Consider the following 19200-nt stretch of genomic DNA (forward strand, 5'->3'; position numbering starts at 1 on the left):
TTATTATCGTTCAAAATTAAAAACCACACTTATAAAGGGCAGAAGGGGGCTTTCATAACCAAACCGCCCGAACGGAACATCTTTCCGGTTTCTTCTGTATCGGGCATCATACTGGCTGAAAATCATGCTGAGGCCAACTTTGATGGTCAGTTCTTCCTGCGGCCTGAAACCAATATAAATTTCGTTATTGGTGGTTCCTCTTTGCCCCAGGCCCAAATTGTACCGGGTAGGTTTGGCGTTGAGGGTGTCTAACACTAAACCCGATTTGTTGTAAACAGTCAGGGAATCTTTTCTTTTTCCGAACGCCAGCCCCACGATGTCGAAGTTAGCGCCTATCACTATTTTCGAAGTTCTGAACTCCAGCATTAGGGGTACATTAAGCGCATTGGCATTGGCTCTGGGGTAAGGAGTAAAACTCACCCGTGTATTGCTGGACTCCAGCCCTTTAAAGGCATTGCCAGCTGTAAAAAAAGAGGTAAGTCTGAAACCCGTACCAACTGCAAAAGCATATTTACCACCTAAAACCAACGATTGCCCATACATTATTGATGGAACATAAGTGCTCTTCTCAAAGCCGTAGGTTACACTAAAATTTTCAATCACTCTTATCCGTTGTGCAAACGAGCCTCTGAAACCCAGAAGTAATAAAGTCAGTATCAGTATTTTCTTCATGGTATGCCGTTGTAGAGAAAAATCCTCAGTTGTTTGGTTTACTCAGTATGCCCACTTAATATAAGCCGAGCCCCATGTGAAGCCTCCGCCAAATGCTGCCAGAATCAGGTTATCTCCTTTTTTGATATGTTTTTCGTAGTCGAAAAGACAAAGCGGGATAGTTCCGGCAGTAGTATTACCATAGTTCTGTATATTGAGCATTACCTTTTCATCGCCTATACCCATGCGGCGGGCAGTGGCATCAATAATGCGCTTATTGGCCTGATGCGGCACCAGCCAGGCAATGTCGTCGCCGGTTAGGTGGTTGCGTTCCATTATTTCAGCAGAGATGTCGGCCATGTTGGTTACGGCAAATTTAAATACCGACGGGCCTTCCTGATGAATGTAATGTAATCTTTGGTCTACTGTATCATGGCTGGCCGGGAACCTGCTTCCGCCACCCTTCATAATCAGATGATTCTCGCCTGTTCCGTCAGAGCGTAACAGAAAATCCATCAATCCGTATTCTTCGGTGGTAGGCTCAAGCAAAACAGCACCTGCACCGTCACCAAACAGTACGCAAGTAGTGCGGTCGGTGTAGTCAACAATGGCAGACATCTTGTCGGCGCCAATTACAATTACTTTTTTGTATTTTCCAGACTCAATAAACTGTGAGCCAATTGATAATGCGTAAAGGAAACCTGAACAAGCCGCCAGAATATCAAAGCTGGCAATGGTTGGAATTCCACATTGGGTACATACCAGATTGGCTGTTGACGGGAACATGTAGTCGGGGGTTACCGTTGCACATATTACCAGTTCTACTTCTTCAGGCTTAGTGTTGGTTTTTTTAAGAAGACCTTTCACGGCTTCAGAAGCCATGTGAGAGGTGGCAAGACCGTCTCCTCTTTGAATATGACGTTGTTTGATACCTGTCCGGGTAGTAATCCACTCGTCACTGGTTTCCACAATCTTAGATAAATCCTCGTTTGTCAAAATATCTTCTGGCACGTAGCCATGAACACCCGTGATAGCTGCTCTAAGTTTCATTGTACAATTTTTTCCAAGCCCATTCAGAAGAAAACGATAAGGATACTTTTCTTTTTCGGGATTAGTTTTTCAGTGGGAAAAGTGTCTGTATAAATATGATGCAGATAAACCCCGCAGGTTGTCTGCCGGGGTTTATCAGTATTCGTATGCTTCTATGATATGGTCTGTTACTTTTGATTCAATCTGGCGTTTGGCCAGCAGAATCATGTTTTTGATAGCCTCGGGGCTTGAGATACCATGTGCCACAATTACGTTACCCCTGATACCTATAATGGGGCTACCACCACCCACTTCATAATTCATGCGGTCAATGAGCGGGTCTTTAATACCTCTTTCGGCGGCGTAGTCATAAAACGACTCGCCCATTTTAAAAATCACATTGCCTGTAAAACCCTCGGTAACAATTACGTCAGCCTTGCCTTCTAATAGATCACGGCCTTCGATGTTTCCGATAAAATTAACTTTTTTGTTGATTTTTAAGAGCTGATAAGCCGCCTGAACAACGGTAGAACCTTTTTGTTCTTCTTCACCTATATTCAGTAAGGCTACTTTGGGGCGTTCAATACCGAAAGAGAATCGGGCATATAAAGAGCCAAGTTCTGCAAACTCGGCAAGTACTTCCGGCTTGCAGTCGGCATTGGCGCCTATGTCTAGCATAAGGCTGTAGCCGCCGTTTTTAAGCGGAAAAAAACCAGCGATAGGAGGGCGCTGAATATTGCCTACCGTTTTAAGGGTAAACAAAGAGCCCACCATCATAGCACCTGTGTTACCGGCGCTACAAAAGGCATCTACCTGCTTTTCTTTTAAAAGTTTAAACCCAACTCCAATGCTGGAATTGGGTTTCTGAGAAAATGCCCTGGTGGGATGCTCACTCATTTCGATAATGTCATCGGCATTAACCATTTCAATAGCATGTGCAGGATACTTTAATGTTCTTAAAATATCTAGCATTATGCTTTGTTTTCCTACCAATACAATTTTAGTACCTTCAGGTAAATGATTAGCGGCAATTACGGCACCTTCGACAATGGCTTTGGGGGCGTAATCTCCTCCCATAGCATCAACGGCAATTTTCATAAAGGAATTTCTTTAGTGAATAAATAGTAACCTTTTCCTGAATTTCACCCGGAAGCCACCTTCCTAAAGAACAGAATCAGGTGTTATTACGAAAGTATTACGCTTTTTCGTAGCTTTCAACCACTAATTTACCTTTATAATACAAATTTCCTTCAAATACGTGTGCACGGTGGCGCAGGTGAATTTCACCTGTAGTTGCATCAACTGACAATGCTTTGGTCGACAAAGCGTCATGAGTTCTACGTTTATCTCTTCTGGTTGTCGAATGTCTTCGTTTTGGATGTGCCATTGTTCAATTTAATTTAATTAACAGGCTTTTTTGAAGCAGCTATTAATATTTTTGTACTTTATAATTGTCTTAATTTTGTCCGTCTTTGGTGTTTTTTAATGCTAACAACGCTTTCCAGCGTGGGTCAATGTCTTCCTCTGTTTTTACTTCTTCCTCAGCGATTTCACCTGTTGAATAGATAAATCTATCGTCATCATCTTCTTCATCTCTGAACCGCGGGTGTAGCTTTTTCATAGGAAGCGAAACCGCAATAAAGTCATAAATATGCTGTGCAAGGTTGACGGTGGCGGTATTCATCGGAATCATCTCCAGCTCGTCGGTTATTTCTTCGTGCCTGTCTCCAAACTTAAAGATATACTTTTCTTCTAATTGCACAGGTTCATCAAATAGCTCAAGGCTTCTGTCGCAGACAAGCTCAATCTGTCCTTCTATTTTAAAAAACAGCTGAATCATGGTTGAGTTTTTATCAAGCAGAACATGGGCTTTAAAGTGCCCTGATTGTATAATATCCTGCTCAAAAAACTCAAAAAATTCATCGGCTCCCTCAAATTCGTAATTATAACGTTTATTTTCGAGACCCTGAATGTGAATGTCATATTTTGATAATACCTTGCTCACGTTTTCACAGAAAGGTTGCAAATTTACTGCTAATTTTGGAATTAAGAAAGTTTTTATACAAAATGCTTAAAATTCTTAGAAATCACCGTTGGTTTTTTATCATATTTTTCATCTGGCTGGTAATTCTGGCAAGTTTACAGATTGTCTGGTCGCCTGCCGAATTGATGTTTTTTGTAAACCGGCATAACAGCCCGCTGCTTGACACCCTGTTTGGTTACATCACCCTGTTGGGCGAAGACGGCTTCTGGCTTATACCGCTGGCTGTTTATCTGTATCAGTGGTTAATGAGAAAAGAAAATGTAAAAAACCAGGCAATAATGCTCATAATTATTTGGATTACCAAGGGCCTGGTATCAGTTATTATGAAAAATGCGTTTAATCTGCCCAGGCCGATGGAGGTTTATGAGCATAGCGGCCGGGTTATACATGTAGTTGAAGGCCTGGAAATACACCATTGGCAGAGTTTTCCGTCGGGCCATACTTTTACGGCTTTTGCCTTTGCCTGTTATTTTATACTGGTAGCCAGAAACAACTTCTGGGGCTTTTTGTGGTTGGGCCTGGCAATGCTGGTAGGATATTCGAGGGTCTATTTGTTTCAGCATTTCCCGAGAGATGTTTTTGCAGGCAGTGTTCTGGGTGTTGCCGTGCCAGTTGGGCTTGTGCTCTTGTTTGATAAAATGAAATGGCCGGCCAGCAAAGCCAATGGCTGACACCTGTTATTTTCTGTTATCTTCACCCAGCACCATGCTCAGGTAGCTGTTATAGCGGCTTTCGGCAATGGTGCCTTCAATAACTGCATCCTTCACGGCGCACTTGGGTTCGTCAATGTGCAGGCAGTTATGAAAGCGGCATTTGCCCAGCTTTTCTCGCATTTCAGGAAAGTAATGGCTTATTTCTTCTTTCTCCATATCTGCCAGGCCTAGTTCTTTGATGCCGGGCGAGTCAATAATAAAGGTGTCCGGGCTAATCTCAAACATTTCGGCAAATGTAGTGGTGTGTACCCCTTTATTGGCAAAGGTTGATATTTCTGAAGTACGCAAATCTAAATCGGGGGCAATGGCGTTAATTAAGGTGGACTTCCCGACACCCGAATGCCCGGATAACAAAGATACTTTGCCATTCAGTAAATTGCGGAAGGTGTCAACGCCAATATTATTGGTGGCCGAGGTAAACACACATTGGTAGCCGAGGCTTTCGTATAGATTGGCCAGTTCTTCCTGGTAAGCAATGGCTTCATCAACCAGAATGTCCAGCTTATTAAATACCAGAATGGTAGGAATACGGAACGATTCGGCAGTAACCAGAAAGCGGTCAATAAAGCCCAGTGATGTTCGTGGAAAAGTCAGCGTGGCAATCAGTATAGCCTGATCAAGATTGGTGGCAATCAGATGGCCATGAGCCGTTTTATGCACCGACTGCCTGATAATATAGTTTTCGCGGGCGAGTATGTCGTATATAATACCGGTGTTTTCAGTTTCGCTTTCCAGGTCAAAAGCCACTTTGTCGCCGACTGCAATAGGGTTGGTTACTTTTAAATCCTTGATTTTAAACTTCCCCTTTAGACGACATTGCAAAATATTGCCCTGCTCGGTACGTACCTCGTACCAAGAGCCAGTAGAACGCATCACTAAACCTATATTCCGGCTCAATATTTTTTTTCGTTTAAAGTCTGAAAATGATAATTTACTCTAATCAAAACTTAAATTAATCTTAAAAAGTGCCAGTCATCTTATTTTTAAAGCAAAGGTACTGAACCATTTATGCCCTAAATGACCGGTAAACCTATAAAATTTACAATTGTTGGCCCAAGGGTGCCGGTACTGTTCAAAAGCCTGAAAGGCCGCTGTGGCAGCTGCATAGCAGCCTTTAAATAAATTTTTAAGATTTTTTTAAGTATCGGGCAACGTTTTGTGCAATTTTTTCGTTTATAGGTTATAGAACATCTAATATTTACTAATTATCTGGTACCACCAATGAAAAAGGGAGTTTTATTCGGATTAGCCGCTGTAGCCGTAGGAGTTGTAGTTTATTCTTTAGCCAAGAAAACCAAACCAACATTACCGTATTACAGACCCAATGTAAGATAATTTTGTGCATGCCCGTTAGCCAAAACCATTTTACAGTTTCTCAAGATTCTTAGTGATTGTCCGGCCTCAGAACCGGGTACTGCTGAGAATCTTTTCATTTCTGGTCAGGCAGTACCCATTTTATGCATGGTGTTTCAGATACTCGTTTTGCAGTTTCTGTTTTTCAATAGGCATAACACCTACGTACTCACAAACCAGACCGCCGCCCAGGTTTGATAACTCGGCAATTGTTCGGGGCGGCAGGTTTAAGCCCAGGCAAATAGCGGCAATACTTACAACGGTATCGCCAGCCCCTGAAACGTCAGTGATGCTCCTGCGATGCGCCGGTAAATGGTGTATTTCGTTTTCAAAATCAATGAAAACGCCCCTTTCAGAGAGTGTCAGAAAAATACCATTTACCCCCAGTGCATTTTTGGCTTCGGCTACTACTGCTTTCACTTCATCCAGGTTATCGGCATCAAAATCTATCTTCAGGCCTTCTTTCAGTTCTTTCAGGTTGGGTTTAAACAAGTCGGCACCTTTATAGTACTTAAAGTTTCGTTTTTTAGGGTCTACAATGGTGGGTACTTTATGTTGTCTGGCAAACGCCACTATTTCCTGAATGCTCTGTTCGTCAAGCACGCCTTTGTCATAATCTTCAAATATTACAACCTGGCAGGTAGGTATCAGCGATTTGGCTTTTTCAATCAGCTGGCTGCGTTCTTCGGCGTTAATAACGGAGTCCATCTCTGAATCGATCCTGACCACATGCTGCGAGCCCGCCAGAATCCTTTGTTTAATAGTGGTTATCCGGTTGCTGCTCTGGATGATTCCATCCGTAGGCAACTGGTTTGAAGCCAGCAGCTCTATTAATTCTTTGGCTTCGGCATCTTTACCAACCACCGAGCATAAGACAGGGGTAGCGCCCAGAGACTTGATGTTCATGGCCACGTTTCCGGCTCCTCCGAGCCTTATTTCCTTTTGCTTTACGGTTACTACGGGTATGGGCGCTTCGGGCGAAATTCTGTCAACTTTTCCGAAAATATAAGAATCAATCATTACGTCGCCAATAATCAGGACGCGAAGATTATTAAAAGAATCAAAAATCTGATTTACATTCATTCAAAAAAGTATTTGTTGTGTTCTAATGCCTCGTTTACAATGCAGGTCGCTTTTTTGGAGTTACAAAACTAAGGAATTTAACAGGATTTTTAAAAAAATCATACATTTTGGGCAATAGATTGCGTTATTTGTAAGTGAAAATTGCAGGCTTTTGATTAAGCGGTATTTATCTGCCCCTTGCAAAAGCGCACATTTATAATACCCACTACAAACAACATTATGCGTTCTTTAGCCTTTTTACTTGCTGTTTCTTCTTTTTTTGCCGTCAAAGCACAAACACTTGAACAACTGGGAACAGCTATCAATTCTGAGTATAACGAGTTAAGTCCGGTCATATCGCCTGATGATAAAACACTGTATTTTGTGCGGGTGAGCCACCCATCTAATACGTTCGGAACCAAAGGCAGCAACGATGTATGGTATTCTGAAAAACGAGACGATGGCAACTGGACGATGGCGCGCCGTATGCCCAATTCTATTAATAAAGACCAATACAACAGCTTGTTCAGTATTACACCCGACGGTAACAAGATTCTGATTTCAGGCGTGTATCATAACGGGCGAAGAGATAATGCAGTGGGGATATCGATGTGCAAAAGAACCAAAACCGGCTGGTCGGAACCCGAAGAGGTGGTTATTCCGAAGCTGGCCGATGTATGTAAAGGACAATATCTGGCAGCCTGTTTGTCAAACGACGGAAAAACACTGATACTGGCTTTTAGCGAAAAGAAGAATTCGCAGGAAGATAACCTCTACGTGTCTTTTCTTTCAAGAGACGGCAAGTGGTCTAAACCTGAAAGCCTTGGGGGAGACATCAACACAAGCAGCACAGAAACTACGCCTTTTCTGGCTTCAGACAATTATACGCTATACTTTGCCACCGATCGTAAAGATGGCTATGGCGGAACCGACATTTGGGTGTCGAAACGATTGGACAGAAGCTGGAAGCGCTGGTCGAAGCCGGTAAATATGGGTAATAAAATAAACTCTGATGCCAACGAGTATTCATTTTCAGTAGGGGCATCGGGCGAATATGCCTATGTGAGTACCAAGAAAAACTCTTTGGGCAAAGGCGACATAGTGAGGTTTAAGCTGAGAGAAGAAAAGAAAGAAGCACCTGTAATGGCCTCGGCATTGCAAACGTCACGGTCTGAAGAACAAAAGAACCTGGACAATGGCGGAACACCGATTGACGCCAAAAGCCTGGCTCCTTCGCCTGTGGTGGTTATCAGTGGCAGGGTGGTTGATAACAGAACAGGCAAACCAGTGCCTGACGCTAAAATTGTTTATCAGGCATTACCTGATGGAGAAGACGGAGAAGCCTTTACTAATCCGGTTACCGGCGAATATAAAATTGTATTGCCTTACGGCGCCAAATATAGCTACAGGGCCGAAGCCAAAGATTTTATCAGTATCGAGAAAGGAATTGACCTGACGCAAATCAGGGAATACAAGGAGTTAAAAAACGAGACACTTCGTATTGCTGCCATTGAAGTGGGTATTGATATTCCGCTCAATAATATCTTCTTTGAATACGCGAAGGCTAATTTACGCCCTGATTCGTATCCTGAGCTGGACAGAATGGTAGAAACGCTTCAAAGGAACCCGAATCTGGTGATTGAGATTCAGGGGCATACCGATAACGTGGGGTCGAACGAGAGTAACCTCAAGTTATCGCAGGATAGGGCAGAGGCCGTAAGGAAATATCTGGTTTCAAAGAAAATCAATCCTGAAAGAGTAAGCAGCATTGGCTACGGTGAAACACGCCCGATTGCCCCCAATGATACCGATGAGGGGAAAGCTTTAAACCGCAGGGTGCAAATGGCTATTGTGCGGAAGTAAATTTTTCTGAACTTTGATTTAACAGATTTAATGATTACCCAGACTTTTGAATGACTGAGTATCAATTTGATTAAATTTATAAAATCGAATAGTAGTCAATTCTAAACCGGAATCAAAAAAATCAGACTAATCAGCGTTCAAGACCTAACTACAATATCACGGTTCTGTTGCCATAAATAAAAACCCTGTCGTTAAACACCAGTTTCAGTGCCTGGGTTAGTACCGATTTCTCTACTTCCTTGCCGTCGCGTGCCATGTCCTGGTAAGTATAGCGATGGTTTACTTCTTTGATGTTCTGGGCAATGATGGGTCCCTCGTCCAGATTATTGTTCACAAAGTGGGCCGTAGCGCCAATAATTTTTACACCGCGTTCGTAGGCCTGGCGGTATGGGTTAGCGCCTATAAAGGCAGGTAAAAACGAATGATGGATGTTAACAATCTTATTGGGGTAATGCGAAACAAACTCAGGCGATAAAATACGCATATATTTGGCCAGCACCACAAATTCGGGTTTGTAGATTTCCAGCGTTCTTAAAAGCGCCTCTTCGTGTTCTTCACGGGTTTTATGCTCGTGGCTTACAAAATGAAACGGAATACCAAATTTGCTGGCCAGAGGTTGCAGAAGATTATAATTGCTTACCACTGCTATAATGTTGGCATCAAGCTCATCGAAATTATAACGTATCAGTAAGTCAGACAGGCAATGGTGTTCTTTGGTACAAAGCACCACTATGTCTTTTTTCTTCTTCGGAATTATCCTCAGGTTAATGGCATTCGAAAGAATGTTGTCTCTCAGGTCTTTCAGTACTTTTTCCGGGTTCAGTTCATCAGGCGCTTCAAATTCAGTGCGCATAAAAAACTGCCTGTCAGGGCTTACGTATTCGTCCTGGGCAAGAATATTGCACTCGTTTTTATATAAGACACTGGTTACATGAAAAATAAGCCCTTTGGCATCGGGGCCGTCCATTAAGAGAATATGTTTTACCATTACTTTACTTTTGCTGTAAACTGATCATTAATAAACGGGCACGTATATTTATATGCCCATAAAACTCTGCAATATAATCACGGCACTTATTTTATCCACATTGCCTTTTACTTGTCTGTCCTTTTTTTTCATACCACCGGCAATCATGGTTTGCACGGCCATTTTAGACGTGAAACGCTCATCAACCAGATGCACGGGCATAGCCGGAAACTGAATTTTTAACTCTTCAACCAATTTATTTACATAAAAGGTGCCGTGGGTATCGTTACCGTCCAGATTTTTGGGCATACCCACCACAAATGCTTCCACTTCTTCTGCAGCGGTGTATTTTTTCAGATAATCAATCAGTGTGCCGCTGGGTACTGTTTCCAGCGCCGAGGCAATAATCTTCAGCGGGTCCGTAACGGCCAGGCCTGTGCGTTTGGCGCCGTAATCGATGGCGAGTATTCTTGGCAATGGATTCTGTTTTTAAATTAACTACAATTTTTTGGCTTCTTCCCAGAACACGTCCATTTCGGCCAGTGTCATGTCTTTCAGTTGTTTGCTGGCGTCTTTGGCTTTTTGTTCAAGGTACTGAAAACGCTTGATGAACTTCTTATTAGTACGTTCCAACGCCGTTTCCGGATTCAGGTTGATGAACCGCGCATAATTTACGAGCGAAAACAACAAATCGCCAAACTCACCCTCGGCCTTTTCGGCATCAATTACCTCCTGCTTTTCGGCATTAAACAATTCCTTAAATTCCTGCATTTCTTCTTCAACCTTAGCCCACACCTGGCTTTTTTCTTCCCAGTCAAAGCCCACACCTCTTGCTTTTTCCTGTATCCGCATGGCTTTCACCAATGCCGGCAATGATTGCGGAACTCCGGACAGTACAGATTTATTGCCTTCTTTTAGCTTTAGTTGCTCCCAGTTCTGTTTTACCTGCTCTTCGTTTTCAACTTTCACATCGCCATAAATATGCGGGTGGCGGGCTATGAGTTTATCGCAGATGCCATTCAGTACATCAGCTATGTCAAAATCTCCGGTTTCAGAGCCAATTCTGGCGTAAAACACCAGGTGAAGCATGATGTCGCCCAGCTCTTTTTTTACCTCCGTAAGATCCTTCTCCAGAATGGCGTCTGACAGCTCATAAGTTTCTTCAATCGTCAGATGACGCAGGGTGTCCATCGTCTGTTTTTTATCCCAGGGGCATTGCTCGCGCAGTTCATCCATGATGGTCAGCAGGCGGTCAAAGGCCATGAGTTTTTCCATACGCTCCTGAGGAAATACTAAAGGAAGTTTATTACTCATATCTCAATTGTTCGAAATTTCTGTAAAGGTCGGTAATAAAAAACAAAAATGCCACCTGAATTAAACAGAGGGCATAATCAAACGTTGTAATTTGGCTTTCAATTAAGACTTCCATTTAATGGCGCAGCCGATAGGTTTAGTTGTTGTGGTTACAACGGGTTTGCCCAGCAGCAGATTGTTTACGGCATCGCTTACGTAGTGCCTGGTTACCAGGGCGGGTTCTTGCGAGTTGTCGTCAATGGCACCGATGTACTGAACAACCAGGTGGCCGTTTTCTTTTTTCAATACAAAAGCCTGCGGGGTGCGGGTGGCACCAAAGAGCCTGGTTACAGCCTGTGTGTTATCGTTCAGGTACGGATACGTATAACCTCTTTCTCTTGCTCTTGCCTGCATATTGGCAAATGAGTCTTCTTCATAGGCTTCAGGGTCGTTAGGGTTAATGGCTATAACGGGGAAGCCCTGTGCCGCATACTTTCTGTCGATGCTGTTGATACGGTCTTCGTAAGACTTAGAGAATGGGCAATGATTAGAAACAAAAATGATGACAAAGCCTTTGGCCGACTCAAAATCTTTCAGCGAAACCATTTTACCGTCAATGTTTTTCAGTCTGAAATCAGCCACCTTATCGCCAATACCATAACCGGAGGCTGCTTTATGTGGTTGGCTGGCCGATTCATGCGCACCGGCCACCGTCTGTATGTTGCTTAATAACAGGTACAGCCCGGTAAGCAGAGTCAGCATCAATCCCGGTATCGTTTTCATACAATCTGATTCAATAAGTTAGCGTAATTTTTATTGGGCAAACAAATATAGAAAGATTTGGCCGATAAAACACTTTGTTTATAAAATCGGAATTTTAACGATTATTAGATGCTAAGATTCATGTACCGCATCGGGGTATTAAATATTGCTAAAACCTGCTTTAATGGCTTTATGATGATGCCCTATGTGGTAGTGCATAAAGTAATAAATTTCACGAATAGTGAGCAGCTTTAAAACCGGATGTTTTATGCAAAGCTCGTCGAGTTCGGTTTCAGTGAAGGTATCCAGGAAATGTACCAGTGCCTCATGGTGTTTAATAAAGCTGCTCATTAAAACGGCTTTTGAAGGGTTTGCTGGTAGCTCAGGTATAAATGCGCCACGGGCTTTGAGCCCTGTACCAAGAATGGCCAGATAGCTGGACACTACTTCATCATAACTCATTTGTGGGCGGTCAATTTTACCAAACTGCTCAACCAGCACAGATTGCGGCAGGGCTAAACCCACATTCAGGGTTTTGGCAGACTGTGTAAGATGCAGTATGTTTTCAGCAATAGACCATTTATCGCCAATGGGTGCAAAGAATTTTTTTTCGTCAACAGATGCTAATGCCTGTGAAATGGTATTGAAACTAGTGGTAATTGCTTCTTTTAAAGTAGGTTTTGTCATGATTAGTAGATTTGAAATTGCAGGATGAAATCATGGGGGCCCAAAGCAGGCGCCCCCTGACCTGTTACCTGTTAACGCACTATTAAAATCTTTGTCTTTAAACATTACTTCAGTTTTTCCATTGTCCGCAGAAAAGCATCATGCAAGAACTCCTTGCTGCCATATAGTTTAGCGAACATTGCGGCTCCTTCAAACTCCATAATGGTTTGCTGTGCCATTCTGAATGCGGTATCAGGGTCTTTTCCGCTCATAAAAATATTTTGCAGGGCGTTGGTCCAATCATTCATGATAAGCTTTAATATATCATGAAACCCGGGTATAACGCCAACTGTCTCCAGTGTGGTGTTTCCTATCAGGCAGCCTCCTTCTTTTTCCAGCAGCAGCCTGCCCATTTTTTTTAGCAGTTTTTCCATGCGTTCTTCGGGGCTTACGGCAGCATCATACGCAATCGGGAATACTTTTTCCTTCAGGTAAACATGAATCCATACCAGTAAATCTTTCATCAGCATTTCTTTGCCGGAAAAATAATGATACAAGCTACCTTTAAGCAAGCCACAATTATTGGCAATGTCTTGCATGGATGTATTGTGATACCCTTTTAAACGGAAAACATCTGACGACTTAAGCAGTATTTCTTCTTTGGTAACTTTCTGAACAGGCATATTTTAAAAGCGCGTAATAGGCAGCCAAACAAATGTAAATATATTTTTTTATTTACCAAACGGTTGGTAGGTAAAATTTGATATTTTTTTGCTACTGTCTTCCATTATTATGGTAAATAAGCCTTTCATCATATAAATGCATTAAAAATCAGCCTGTTGAAACCAACTTTTCTGTAAAACCGTTTCTTGTTCGTTGGTTTTACAAACACTTTCAAGATATATTATATGAATAAAATTGCAGGACAAGTCATCATGGCTGTCGTTTTTGTGTTGATTGACCTCTACGTATGGCAGGCTGTCAGGTTATTGATGCGGTCAACAAGTGAAATGACCCAGAAGGTAATCGGAATCGGATATTGGGGTCTAACCATCTTTTCAATTGTAGGGTTGTTTGTGGTTTTTAACTATACGCCGGCTACTGCACCCGTAAGGGCAAGTTTCCGCACTTTTCTGATGGCCGGTATCTTCATTTTTTATATTTCTAAGATATTCTCGGTGCTGGTATTGTTTATTGATGATATCATCCGCTTTTTTAAGTGGATTGTCTCGTTTTTTCAAAGTTCATCTCCACAACCGGCCACTGTTACGCAGAACCTGGAACCTGTGGCAACGGGTATCAGCCGTTCAGATTTTCTGGCCAAGTCGGCCTTGGCTCTGGGTGGTTTGCACATGGGAGGTATGACCTGGGGGATTCTTTCAGGTGCGCATGACTATCATGTAAGAAAAGTAACTCTTAACCTGAAAAACCTGCCAAAGCAGTTTGACGGTATGCGGATAGCGCAGTTGTCTGACATTCACTCTGGCAGTTTCTTTAATAAAACGGCAGTAAAAGGCGGGGTGGAGATGCTGATTAAAGAAAAGCCGGATATGTTTTTTTTCACCGGCGACCTGGTGAATAATATTGCGCCGGAGGTAAAAGATTATATTGAGATTTTTTCAAAAATAAAGGCACCACTCGGAACATTCTCTACTCTGGGTAACCATGATTACGGTGATTATACACAATGGGTTTCGGCAGAGAAAAAACGCCAGAACCTGAATGACCTGATTGGGGCCCATAAAACTATGGGCTGGGATATTTTGCTTGACGAACACAGAGAAGTGAAGGTTGATGGTGAAAAACTGGCTGTTCTGGGTATTCAGAACTGGGGCGCGGGTGGTTTCTCTAAGTATGGTAATCTTGAAAAGGCGCACGCCGGTACGCAGGAGTATCCGGTGAAATTATTGTTATCGCATGACCCAAGCCATTGGAGAGGCCAGGTGCTACCTCAATATAAAGATATAGACGTGGCCTTTGCCGGACACACACATGGTATGCAATATGGGGTAGAATTGGGTAGTTTCAAGTGGTCGCCGGTGCAGTTGCGCTACAAAGAATGGGCAGGTTTGTATGAGGAGAACGACCAGAAGCTGTATGTGAACCGTGGTTTTGGTTACATCGGTTATCCGGGGCGTGTGGGTATTTATCCGGAAATTACTATTTTCGAATTGAAATCAGCATAAATTAAAAGGGCGGATATCTAATCAGATATTCGCCCTTCGTTTTAATACCGGATGGGTTATACCAGTAAGTCCCACTTATAGAGGCCGGCTCTGGTTAACAAATATCGAAGAGATACCCACAAAACACCCAGGCCATATTTAGAGCTTCTTACAAAATTGATAGAAGAGGCTTCTTCAAAATACTTGGTAGGGCAGGTAACCTCAGCTATTTCAAAATCTTTCCAGAATATCTGCGCAATCATTTCATTGTCGAAAATAAAATCATCGTCGCATTTTCTGAAAGGTACAGTTTCAAGCACTTGCCTTGAGAACGCCCGGTAACCGGTATGGTATTCAGATAGTTTCTGGTTAATCAGCAGATTCTGTGTAAAGGTAAGAAATCTATTAGCAATGTATTTATAGAGGGGCATGCCGCCTTTCAATGCGCCCTTGCCCAGTATTCTTGAGCCGAAAACAACCGGATAGAGTTCTTCTCCGATGATACTTACCATGGCTCTTATTAACTTGGGGGTATATTGGTAGTCGGGGTGAACCATCACCACAATGTCAGCCCCTATTTCAAGGGCTTTGGTGTAGCAGGTTTTCTGGTTTCCGCCGTAGCCTTTGTTTATGTCATGGCGTATTACGTGGTTGATGCCTAGTTTTCTTGCAACCTCAGACGTATCATCGGGGCTGTAGTCGTCTACTAAAATTACTTCATCGACAATATCGAAGGGAATTTCCCGGTACGTACGTTCAAGTGTTTGAGAGGCCCGGTAAGCGGGCATAACCACCACTACTTTTTTATTATTATACATATTAATTATTCGAGTTTTCGGTGCAAATTTGCATCCGATTTCCGGCAAATAGCCGTATTATTACATTTTGGTGCAAAATAGGGCATGATTCTTTTGATTTCCAAGAATAAATTAGTGAAGCACCTATTAAATACAGGCAATAAGAATGCCAGAAACTATTGAATAACACACGGAAGTAGATTTCGTTTTACACATTTATACTATGACATTATCTAGTGAGACAATATTCTTTATTGGCTTTGCCATTTTTGTAGCATTTGTGATGGCTCTTGATTTGGGGGCTTTCAGCAAATCTAAAAGCCATGTTGTGAGTTTTAAAGAGGCAGGTATCTGGAGCGCCGTTTGGGTGTCGCTGGCCATAGCCTTTTTCTTTTTTCTTCGCCAGTACGGGTATTTGATTCATGATATCAGTGATGAGAGCCATTTGCAGCATGTAAAGTCGCTTTATTACGATTCTTTACAGCTACCGCCAAATTTTGATGCCGCCCTGCGTACTTTCCAGAATAGCATGGCTATTGATTACCTGACGGGTTATCTGACAGAGTATTCGCTTTCGGTTGATAATATCTTTGTGTTTATACTGATTTTCAATTCGTTTGGGGTTGATAAAAAGTTTTATAAAAAGGTTTTGGTATGGGGTATTCTTGGCTCTATTGTTTTGCGTTTTATTTTCATTTTTATCGGGGCAGCGCTTATTCAGGAGTTTGAGTGGATTTTGTTTATTTTCGGCGCTTTTCTGATTTACACTGGTATAAATATTCTACGTAACAAGGAAGAAGATGAACAAATAGACCCGGCGCATCACCCTATTGTGAAGTTTGCTTCCAAATATTTTAACGTGTATAAGCGTAATGTAATTGACCATTTTCTGGTGTATCACCGCCGTTATAAAAAGTGGTATATTACGCCTTTATTTCTGGTGATGCTGGTTATTGCAGGTACCGACGTGGTTTTTGCTGTTGACTCTATTCCTGCTATTTTCTCGATAACGAAAGACCCGTACATTGTATTCTTTTCCAATGTGTTTGCTATTATGGGGCTCCGCTCTATGTTTTTCTTCCTGGCTAGTATTATGGGCCTTTTCCGGTTCTTAAAATTTGGTCTGGGTATACTACTTACATTCATTGGCGTGAAGATGCTGTTGCACCACCAACTGTCTGCCGTAGGATTCACCAACGTGCATTCTTTGTTGGTAATTGTGGGTATTCTGGTGGTGAGTATTGGGGCCAGTGTGGTGTTTCCGGAGAAGAAAAGTAGCGCGGAGTGATACTCCGCGTGAATGTTGCTCGGAGTGATACTCCGGGATTTCCGCTCTGAGGTGTTCTGCCTCAAAGTTTGCTGTGATAATGAAAACCCATTATAGAAGAAATTTACCTCATATTCTTCCTCCTGACGAAAGGTTGTTTATAACTTTCCGTCTGGCTAATTCTATGCCAAAAGAAATAATTAAGAAACTAATGGCCGAGAGAGAACTTGCAGAAGCACAGGTTAGAAAAATAGTTGCTGATGAAACAATAAGGAAAGTTGAACTATATAAAATTCAGAAGCGATACTTTGCCAGGTTCGACAGCTATCTGCATCAAAGCCTGAATGGGGTAACATGGCTTGGGGTTGAATCTATAGCACCTGTTTTCCTCGCTGGGTCACCCAAAATTGATATGAAACAAATTAAGTAACTTTTCCTGTTCAGGTTTAGAGATATAAATTCTGCTATGAATCGTTTGCGAGAGTTGCGTTTTGAATGATACCTGATAAATTGTTTTTGTTATTTCTAAAGCTTGCTCAACACTCCATTCTGATTGTTTCTGTTTTAATTGTCTTTCCAGCTCTTTGAAAACCTTATAGGCACAAAATGCTATACAGATGTGTGCTTCTATCCGGTGTTGGATACGATGGTATATCGGCCTTATTCTTAAATCTGTCTTAGATATTCTAAAGGCTCTTTCAATCTGCCATAAATACCCATAGTTCTCTATTACTTCATCTTTAGAGAGTTTTGTATTGGTCATATATCCTTTGAGTCCATCCCACAGGGAATCTGCTGAATATTTTTCTTTGTCTATTGAGATTTGAATACTTCCTTCCAGTTTCAGGTATTTGTTATAACCTCTGTTGTTGATACTGGTTTTGGTTAGTTTACCTGATTTTATCTGCTTTTCCAGCTTGTCTAATCCCCGCTTGCGGTTGTGGGCATCTTTTTTTGACCTTGCGTCAGAATAACTGACTAAAAGTTTTACGTTTGCGCTTTTTTCAATAAACGCGCTCTCACCATTTTGGAGTCCAAGTGCTAATATCCTGTTTTTAATGGTCGGACTTTCGGTTTTAATCCTGGCTCCTAAAATATATTCATACCCCTTTTGCTGAAGTAGCTCCATATTGTTTGTTGAAAGCAGCCCTGCATCGGCTACCACAACCAGTTTATCTAATTTGTATTTTTCTTTAAATCTATCCAGAACAGGAAGTAAGGTATGCCCTTCAAACTTATTGCCTTCAAAAACTTCGTATGCTAATGGGTACCCACCCACACTTATGAGTAACCCTAAAATTATTTGCGGATGTTGATGCTTACCCTCTTTGGAAAAACCGGTAACTCTTAACTCATCGCCTTGTTCGGATTCAAAATACAAGGTCGTTACATCATAAAAAACAATATTTATCTGTCCATGCAGTACTTTGAGCGTATGGGCATAACTAATTTCTTGTATCTTGTTCTTTTGCTTGTGGTGCAACTTATCAAGATACCGATAAATCCGCTCTACGTCAACCATCTCATTCTTGTATCTGTATAGGTATTCTGTGGTCTTTAGTTTGCTTACAGGGTAAACCAGACGGGTAATAACCAGTTCACGGAACAGTGCATCTTTGATGACTCCAAACCCGATATCATCGAAAATCTTACCCACAATAAGTTCAGGGCCAACCAGATGAAAAGATTGTAAGGCTTGAAAATATTCAGCTACCAGAGCCGTCTCATTTTCAAAACTTAAAAATTGTTGGCCACCATATTGTAACACAAATTGTTTCCCTTCTTCAAATAGCTTTTCCACTGCTTGGCTATCAGAAGAACTGCCAATGGTTTTAACCAAAACAGATTTACCATCACGTTTTTCGATTACCTGAATGCTAATAACTCCGCTTCTATTTTTCTTCTTTCGGACAAACATCGCCTATAAAGATACGCTGGGTCACCCAAATAAAAAATACAACTAATCATAAATGTTTGCTAGTCAGTTAATTAAAAATATTTCCTGCAAAAATCCAAGCACTTTTTGAAAAACCGAGGAAAACAGGAAAAATAGTTGCTGATGAAACAATAAGGAAAGTTGAACTATATAAAATTCAGAAGCGATACTTTGCCAGGTTCGACAGCTATCTGCATCAAAGCCTGAATGGGGTAACATGGCTTGGGGTTGAATCTATAGCAGAAATATTAGCGGAAGCACTACATTTCAGAAATACCAAATATTATCAGTTACATGCCTTTTGCATAATGCCCAACCATGTGCATGTGTTGCTGACTGCCACAATTCATCAGGAAGGATTTTTCAGGGTTCTGCAATCACTGAAAAGCCATACGGCACGCAAATCAAACGAATTACTGGATTTGACCGGCAATGCTTTCTGGGCACCAGAAAGTTATGACCACGTAGTGCGCAACGATGAAGAGTTTGTTCGCGTTGTGGACTATATTGTTCAGAATCCGGTTAAGGCAGGGCTGGTCAATAACTGGCAGGCATGGAAGTTTAACTATTTGTCAGATGCTGTTAAGGGCTGGTACTTGCAGCCCTGAGTATAACTCTCGGAGTGGCACTCC

The 19200-nt window shown here is 42.0% G+C and carries 21 protein-coding genes; 6 read left to right on the forward strand and 15 right to left on the reverse strand.

Annotated elements, in window-relative coordinates; genetic code table 11:
* Positions 1-3: 3 nt before the first annotated feature.
* The 5 genes from MB380_RS01885 to MB380_RS01905 form a co-directional block, all read right to left on the reverse strand.
* Positions 4-672, reverse strand: coding sequence for a hypothetical protein (locus MB380_RS01885; RefSeq protein ID WP_253532672.1), 669 nt, complete (start codon positions 670-672; stop codon positions 4-6).
* Between the two features lie 42 nt (positions 673-714).
* Positions 715-1701, reverse strand: a complete 987-nt coding sequence (locus tag MB380_RS01890) for a beta-ketoacyl-ACP synthase III (RefSeq protein ID WP_253532674.1) — start codon at positions 1699-1701, stop codon at positions 715-717.
* 135 nt (positions 1702-1836) lie between these two features.
* Positions 1837-2778, reverse strand: coding sequence for a phosphate acyltransferase PlsX (plsX, locus tag MB380_RS01895; protein WP_253532676.1), 942 nt, complete (start codon positions 2776-2778; stop codon positions 1837-1839).
* Between the two features lie 97 nt (positions 2779-2875).
* Complete coding sequence (gene rpmF / locus MB380_RS01900; RefSeq protein WP_101726835.1) at positions 2876-3067, reverse strand: 50S ribosomal protein L32; 192 nt, start codon at positions 3065-3067, stop codon at positions 2876-2878.
* 69 nt (positions 3068-3136) lie between these two features.
* Positions 3137-3685 (reverse strand): DUF177 domain-containing protein, encoded by a 549-nt coding sequence (locus MB380_RS01905; protein ID WP_253532678.1) that lies wholly within the window; start codon positions 3683-3685, stop codon positions 3137-3139.
* Positions 3686-3747: 62 nt separating this feature from the next.
* Here MB380_RS01905 and MB380_RS01910 point away from each other — a divergent pair, with 62 nt between their 5' ends.
* Entirely contained in the window at positions 3748-4395 is a 648-nt protein-coding gene (locus MB380_RS01910) for a phosphatase PAP2 family protein (RefSeq protein ID WP_253532680.1), read from the forward strand.
* Positions 4396-4401: 6 nt separating this feature from the next.
* On the opposite strand, the gene rsgA is transcribed toward MB380_RS01910, so the two are convergent.
* Both rsgA and MB380_RS01920 read right to left on the reverse strand, forming a co-directional pair.
* Complete coding sequence (gene rsgA, locus MB380_RS01915; RefSeq protein ID WP_253535503.1) at positions 4402-5310, reverse strand: ribosome small subunit-dependent GTPase A; 909 nt, start codon at positions 5308-5310, stop codon at positions 4402-4404.
* A 582-nt stretch (positions 5311-5892) separates the two neighbouring features.
* Positions 5893-6873, reverse strand: a complete 981-nt coding sequence (locus MB380_RS01920; RefSeq protein ID WP_253532682.1) for a bifunctional heptose 7-phosphate kinase/heptose 1-phosphate adenyltransferase — start codon at positions 6871-6873, stop codon at positions 5893-5895.
* A 219-nt stretch (positions 6874-7092) separates the two neighbouring features.
* Here MB380_RS01920 and MB380_RS01925 point away from each other — a divergent pair, with 219 nt between their 5' ends.
* Complete coding sequence (locus MB380_RS01925; RefSeq protein WP_253532684.1) at positions 7093-8715, forward strand: OmpA family protein; 1623 nt, start codon at positions 7093-7095, stop codon at positions 8713-8715.
* Between the two features lie 148 nt (positions 8716-8863).
* Here MB380_RS01925 and purU read toward each other — a convergent pair whose 3' ends face one another.
* The 6 genes from purU to MB380_RS01955 all read right to left on the reverse strand — a co-directional run bounded on the left by purU (position 8864) and on the right by MB380_RS01955 (position 13086).
* On the reverse strand, positions 8864-9703 hold the full coding sequence (gene purU / locus MB380_RS01930; protein ID WP_253532686.1) for a formyltetrahydrofolate deformylase: 840 nt from the start codon (positions 9701-9703) through the stop codon (positions 8864-8866).
* Positions 9704-9751: 48 nt separating this feature from the next.
* Positions 9752-10159 (reverse strand): Holliday junction resolvase RuvX, encoded by a 408-nt coding sequence (gene ruvX, locus MB380_RS01935; protein ID WP_253532688.1) that lies wholly within the window; start codon positions 10157-10159, stop codon positions 9752-9754.
* Positions 10160-10180: 21 nt separating this feature from the next.
* A complete protein-coding gene (gene mazG, locus MB380_RS01940) occupies positions 10181-10996 on the reverse strand; it encodes a nucleoside triphosphate pyrophosphohydrolase (RefSeq protein ID WP_253532690.1) in 816 nt (271 codons plus the stop codon).
* Positions 10997-11098: 102 nt separating this feature from the next.
* Positions 11099-11758 (reverse strand): thioredoxin family protein, encoded by a 660-nt coding sequence (locus tag MB380_RS01945; protein WP_253532693.1) that lies wholly within the window; start codon positions 11756-11758, stop codon positions 11099-11101.
* Positions 11759-11896: 138 nt separating this feature from the next.
* A complete protein-coding gene (locus MB380_RS01950) occupies positions 11897-12424 on the reverse strand; it encodes a DinB family protein (protein ID WP_253532695.1) in 528 nt (175 codons plus the stop codon).
* A 104-nt stretch (positions 12425-12528) separates the two neighbouring features.
* Positions 12529-13086 (reverse strand): TetR/AcrR family transcriptional regulator, encoded by a 558-nt coding sequence (locus MB380_RS01955; RefSeq protein ID WP_253532703.1) that lies wholly within the window; start codon positions 13084-13086, stop codon positions 12529-12531.
* Positions 13087-13311: 225 nt separating this feature from the next.
* Between MB380_RS01955 and MB380_RS01960 the strand changes: the two genes are divergently transcribed.
* The gene (locus MB380_RS01960) at positions 13312-14589 is read left to right on the forward strand and encodes a metallophosphoesterase (protein WP_253532706.1); all 1278 of its coding nucleotides are present in this window, start codon (positions 13312-13314) and stop codon (positions 14587-14589) included.
* A gap of 56 nt (positions 14590-14645) precedes the next feature.
* On the opposite strand, the gene MB380_RS01965 is transcribed toward MB380_RS01960, so the two are convergent.
* A complete protein-coding gene (locus MB380_RS01965; protein WP_253532709.1) occupies positions 14646-15386 on the reverse strand; it encodes a glycosyltransferase family 2 protein in 741 nt (246 codons plus the stop codon).
* 202 nt (positions 15387-15588) lie between these two features.
* On the opposite strand from MB380_RS01965, the gene MB380_RS01970 reads away from it, so the two are divergent.
* Both MB380_RS01970 and MB380_RS01975 read left to right on the forward strand, forming a co-directional pair.
* The gene (locus MB380_RS01970) at positions 15589-16653 is read left to right on the forward strand and encodes a TerC/Alx family metal homeostasis membrane protein (RefSeq protein ID WP_253532714.1); all 1065 of its coding nucleotides are present in this window, start codon (positions 15589-15591) and stop codon (positions 16651-16653) included.
* A 79-nt stretch (positions 16654-16732) separates the two neighbouring features.
* A complete protein-coding gene (locus tag MB380_RS01975; protein ID WP_253532717.1) occupies positions 16733-17062 on the forward strand; it encodes a hypothetical protein in 330 nt (109 codons plus the stop codon).
* On the opposite strand, the gene MB380_RS01980 is transcribed toward MB380_RS01975, so the two are convergent.
* On the reverse strand, positions 17030-18433 hold the full coding sequence (locus tag MB380_RS01980; protein ID WP_253532720.1) for an IS1634 family transposase: 1404 nt from the start codon (positions 18431-18433) through the stop codon (positions 17030-17032). The two genes, MB380_RS01975 and MB380_RS01980, sit on opposite strands and share 33 nt — an antisense overlap.
* 380 nt (positions 18434-18813) lie before the next feature.
* On the opposite strand from MB380_RS01980, the gene MB380_RS01985 reads away from it, so the two are divergent.
* Positions 18814-19176, forward strand: coding sequence for an REP-associated tyrosine transposase (locus tag MB380_RS01985; RefSeq protein ID WP_409014707.1), 363 nt, complete (start codon positions 18814-18816; stop codon positions 19174-19176).
* Positions 19177-19200: the final 24 nt, after the last annotated feature.

Origin of the sequence: Emticicia sp. 21SJ11W-3, assembly GCF_024138715.1 — a bacterium.
In the GTDB taxonomy this organism is placed as follows: domain Bacteria; phylum Bacteroidota; class Bacteroidia; order Cytophagales; family Spirosomataceae; genus Emticicia; species Emticicia fluvialis.

Bases quoted from the DNA above. Each gene is read 5' to 3' on its own strand.
- MB380_RS01885 (WP_253532672.1), bottom strand. From the start codon at position 672: ATGAAGAAAATACTGATACTGACTTTATTACTTCTGGGTTTCAGAGGC.
- MB380_RS01890 (WP_253532674.1), bottom strand. From the start codon at position 1,701: ATGAAACTTAGAGCAGCTATCACGGGTGTTCATGGCTACGTGCCAGAA.
- plsX (WP_253532676.1), bottom strand. From the start codon at position 2,778: ATGAAAATTGCCGTTGATGCTATGGGAGGAGATTACGCCCCCAAAGCC.
- rpmF (WP_101726835.1), bottom strand. From the start codon at position 3,067: ATGGCACATCCAAAACGAAGACATTCGACAACCAGAAGAGATAAACGT.
- MB380_RS01910 (WP_253532680.1), top strand. From the start codon at position 3,748: ATGCTTAAAATTCTTAGAAATCACCGTTGGTTTTTTATCATATTTTTC.
- rsgA (WP_253535503.1), bottom strand. From the start codon at position 5,310: ATGCGTTCTACTGGCTCTTGGTACGAGGTACGTACCGAGCAGGGCAAT.
- MB380_RS01920 (WP_253532682.1), bottom strand. From the start codon at position 6,873: ATGAATGTAAATCAGATTTTTGATTCTTTTAATAATCTTCGCGTCCTG.
- MB380_RS01925 (WP_253532684.1), top strand. From the start codon at position 7,093: ATGCGTTCTTTAGCCTTTTTACTTGCTGTTTCTTCTTTTTTTGCCGTC.
- purU (WP_253532686.1), bottom strand. From the start codon at position 9,703: ATGGTAAAACATATTCTCTTAATGGACGGCCCCGATGCCAAAGGGCTT.
- mazG (WP_253532690.1), bottom strand. From the start codon at position 10,996: ATGAGTAATAAACTTCCTTTAGTATTTCCTCAGGAGCGTATGGAAAAA.
- MB380_RS01945 (WP_253532693.1), bottom strand. From the start codon at position 11,758: ATGAAAACGATACCGGGATTGATGCTGACTCTGCTTACCGGGCTGTAC.
- MB380_RS01950 (WP_253532695.1), bottom strand. From the start codon at position 12,424: ATGACAAAACCTACTTTAAAAGAAGCAATTACCACTAGTTTCAATACC.
- MB380_RS01955 (WP_253532703.1), bottom strand. From the start codon at position 13,086: ATGCCTGTTCAGAAAGTTACCAAAGAAGAAATACTGCTTAAGTCGTCA.
- MB380_RS01960 (WP_253532706.1), top strand. From the start codon at position 13,312: ATGAATAAAATTGCAGGACAAGTCATCATGGCTGTCGTTTTTGTGTTG.
- MB380_RS01965 (WP_253532709.1), bottom strand. From the start codon at position 15,386: ATGTATAATAATAAAAAAGTAGTGGTGGTTATGCCCGCTTACCGGGCC.
- MB380_RS01970 (WP_253532714.1), top strand. From the start codon at position 15,589: ATGACATTATCTAGTGAGACAATATTCTTTATTGGCTTTGCCATTTTT.
- MB380_RS01975 (WP_253532717.1), top strand. From the start codon at position 16,733: ATGAAAACCCATTATAGAAGAAATTTACCTCATATTCTTCCTCCTGAC.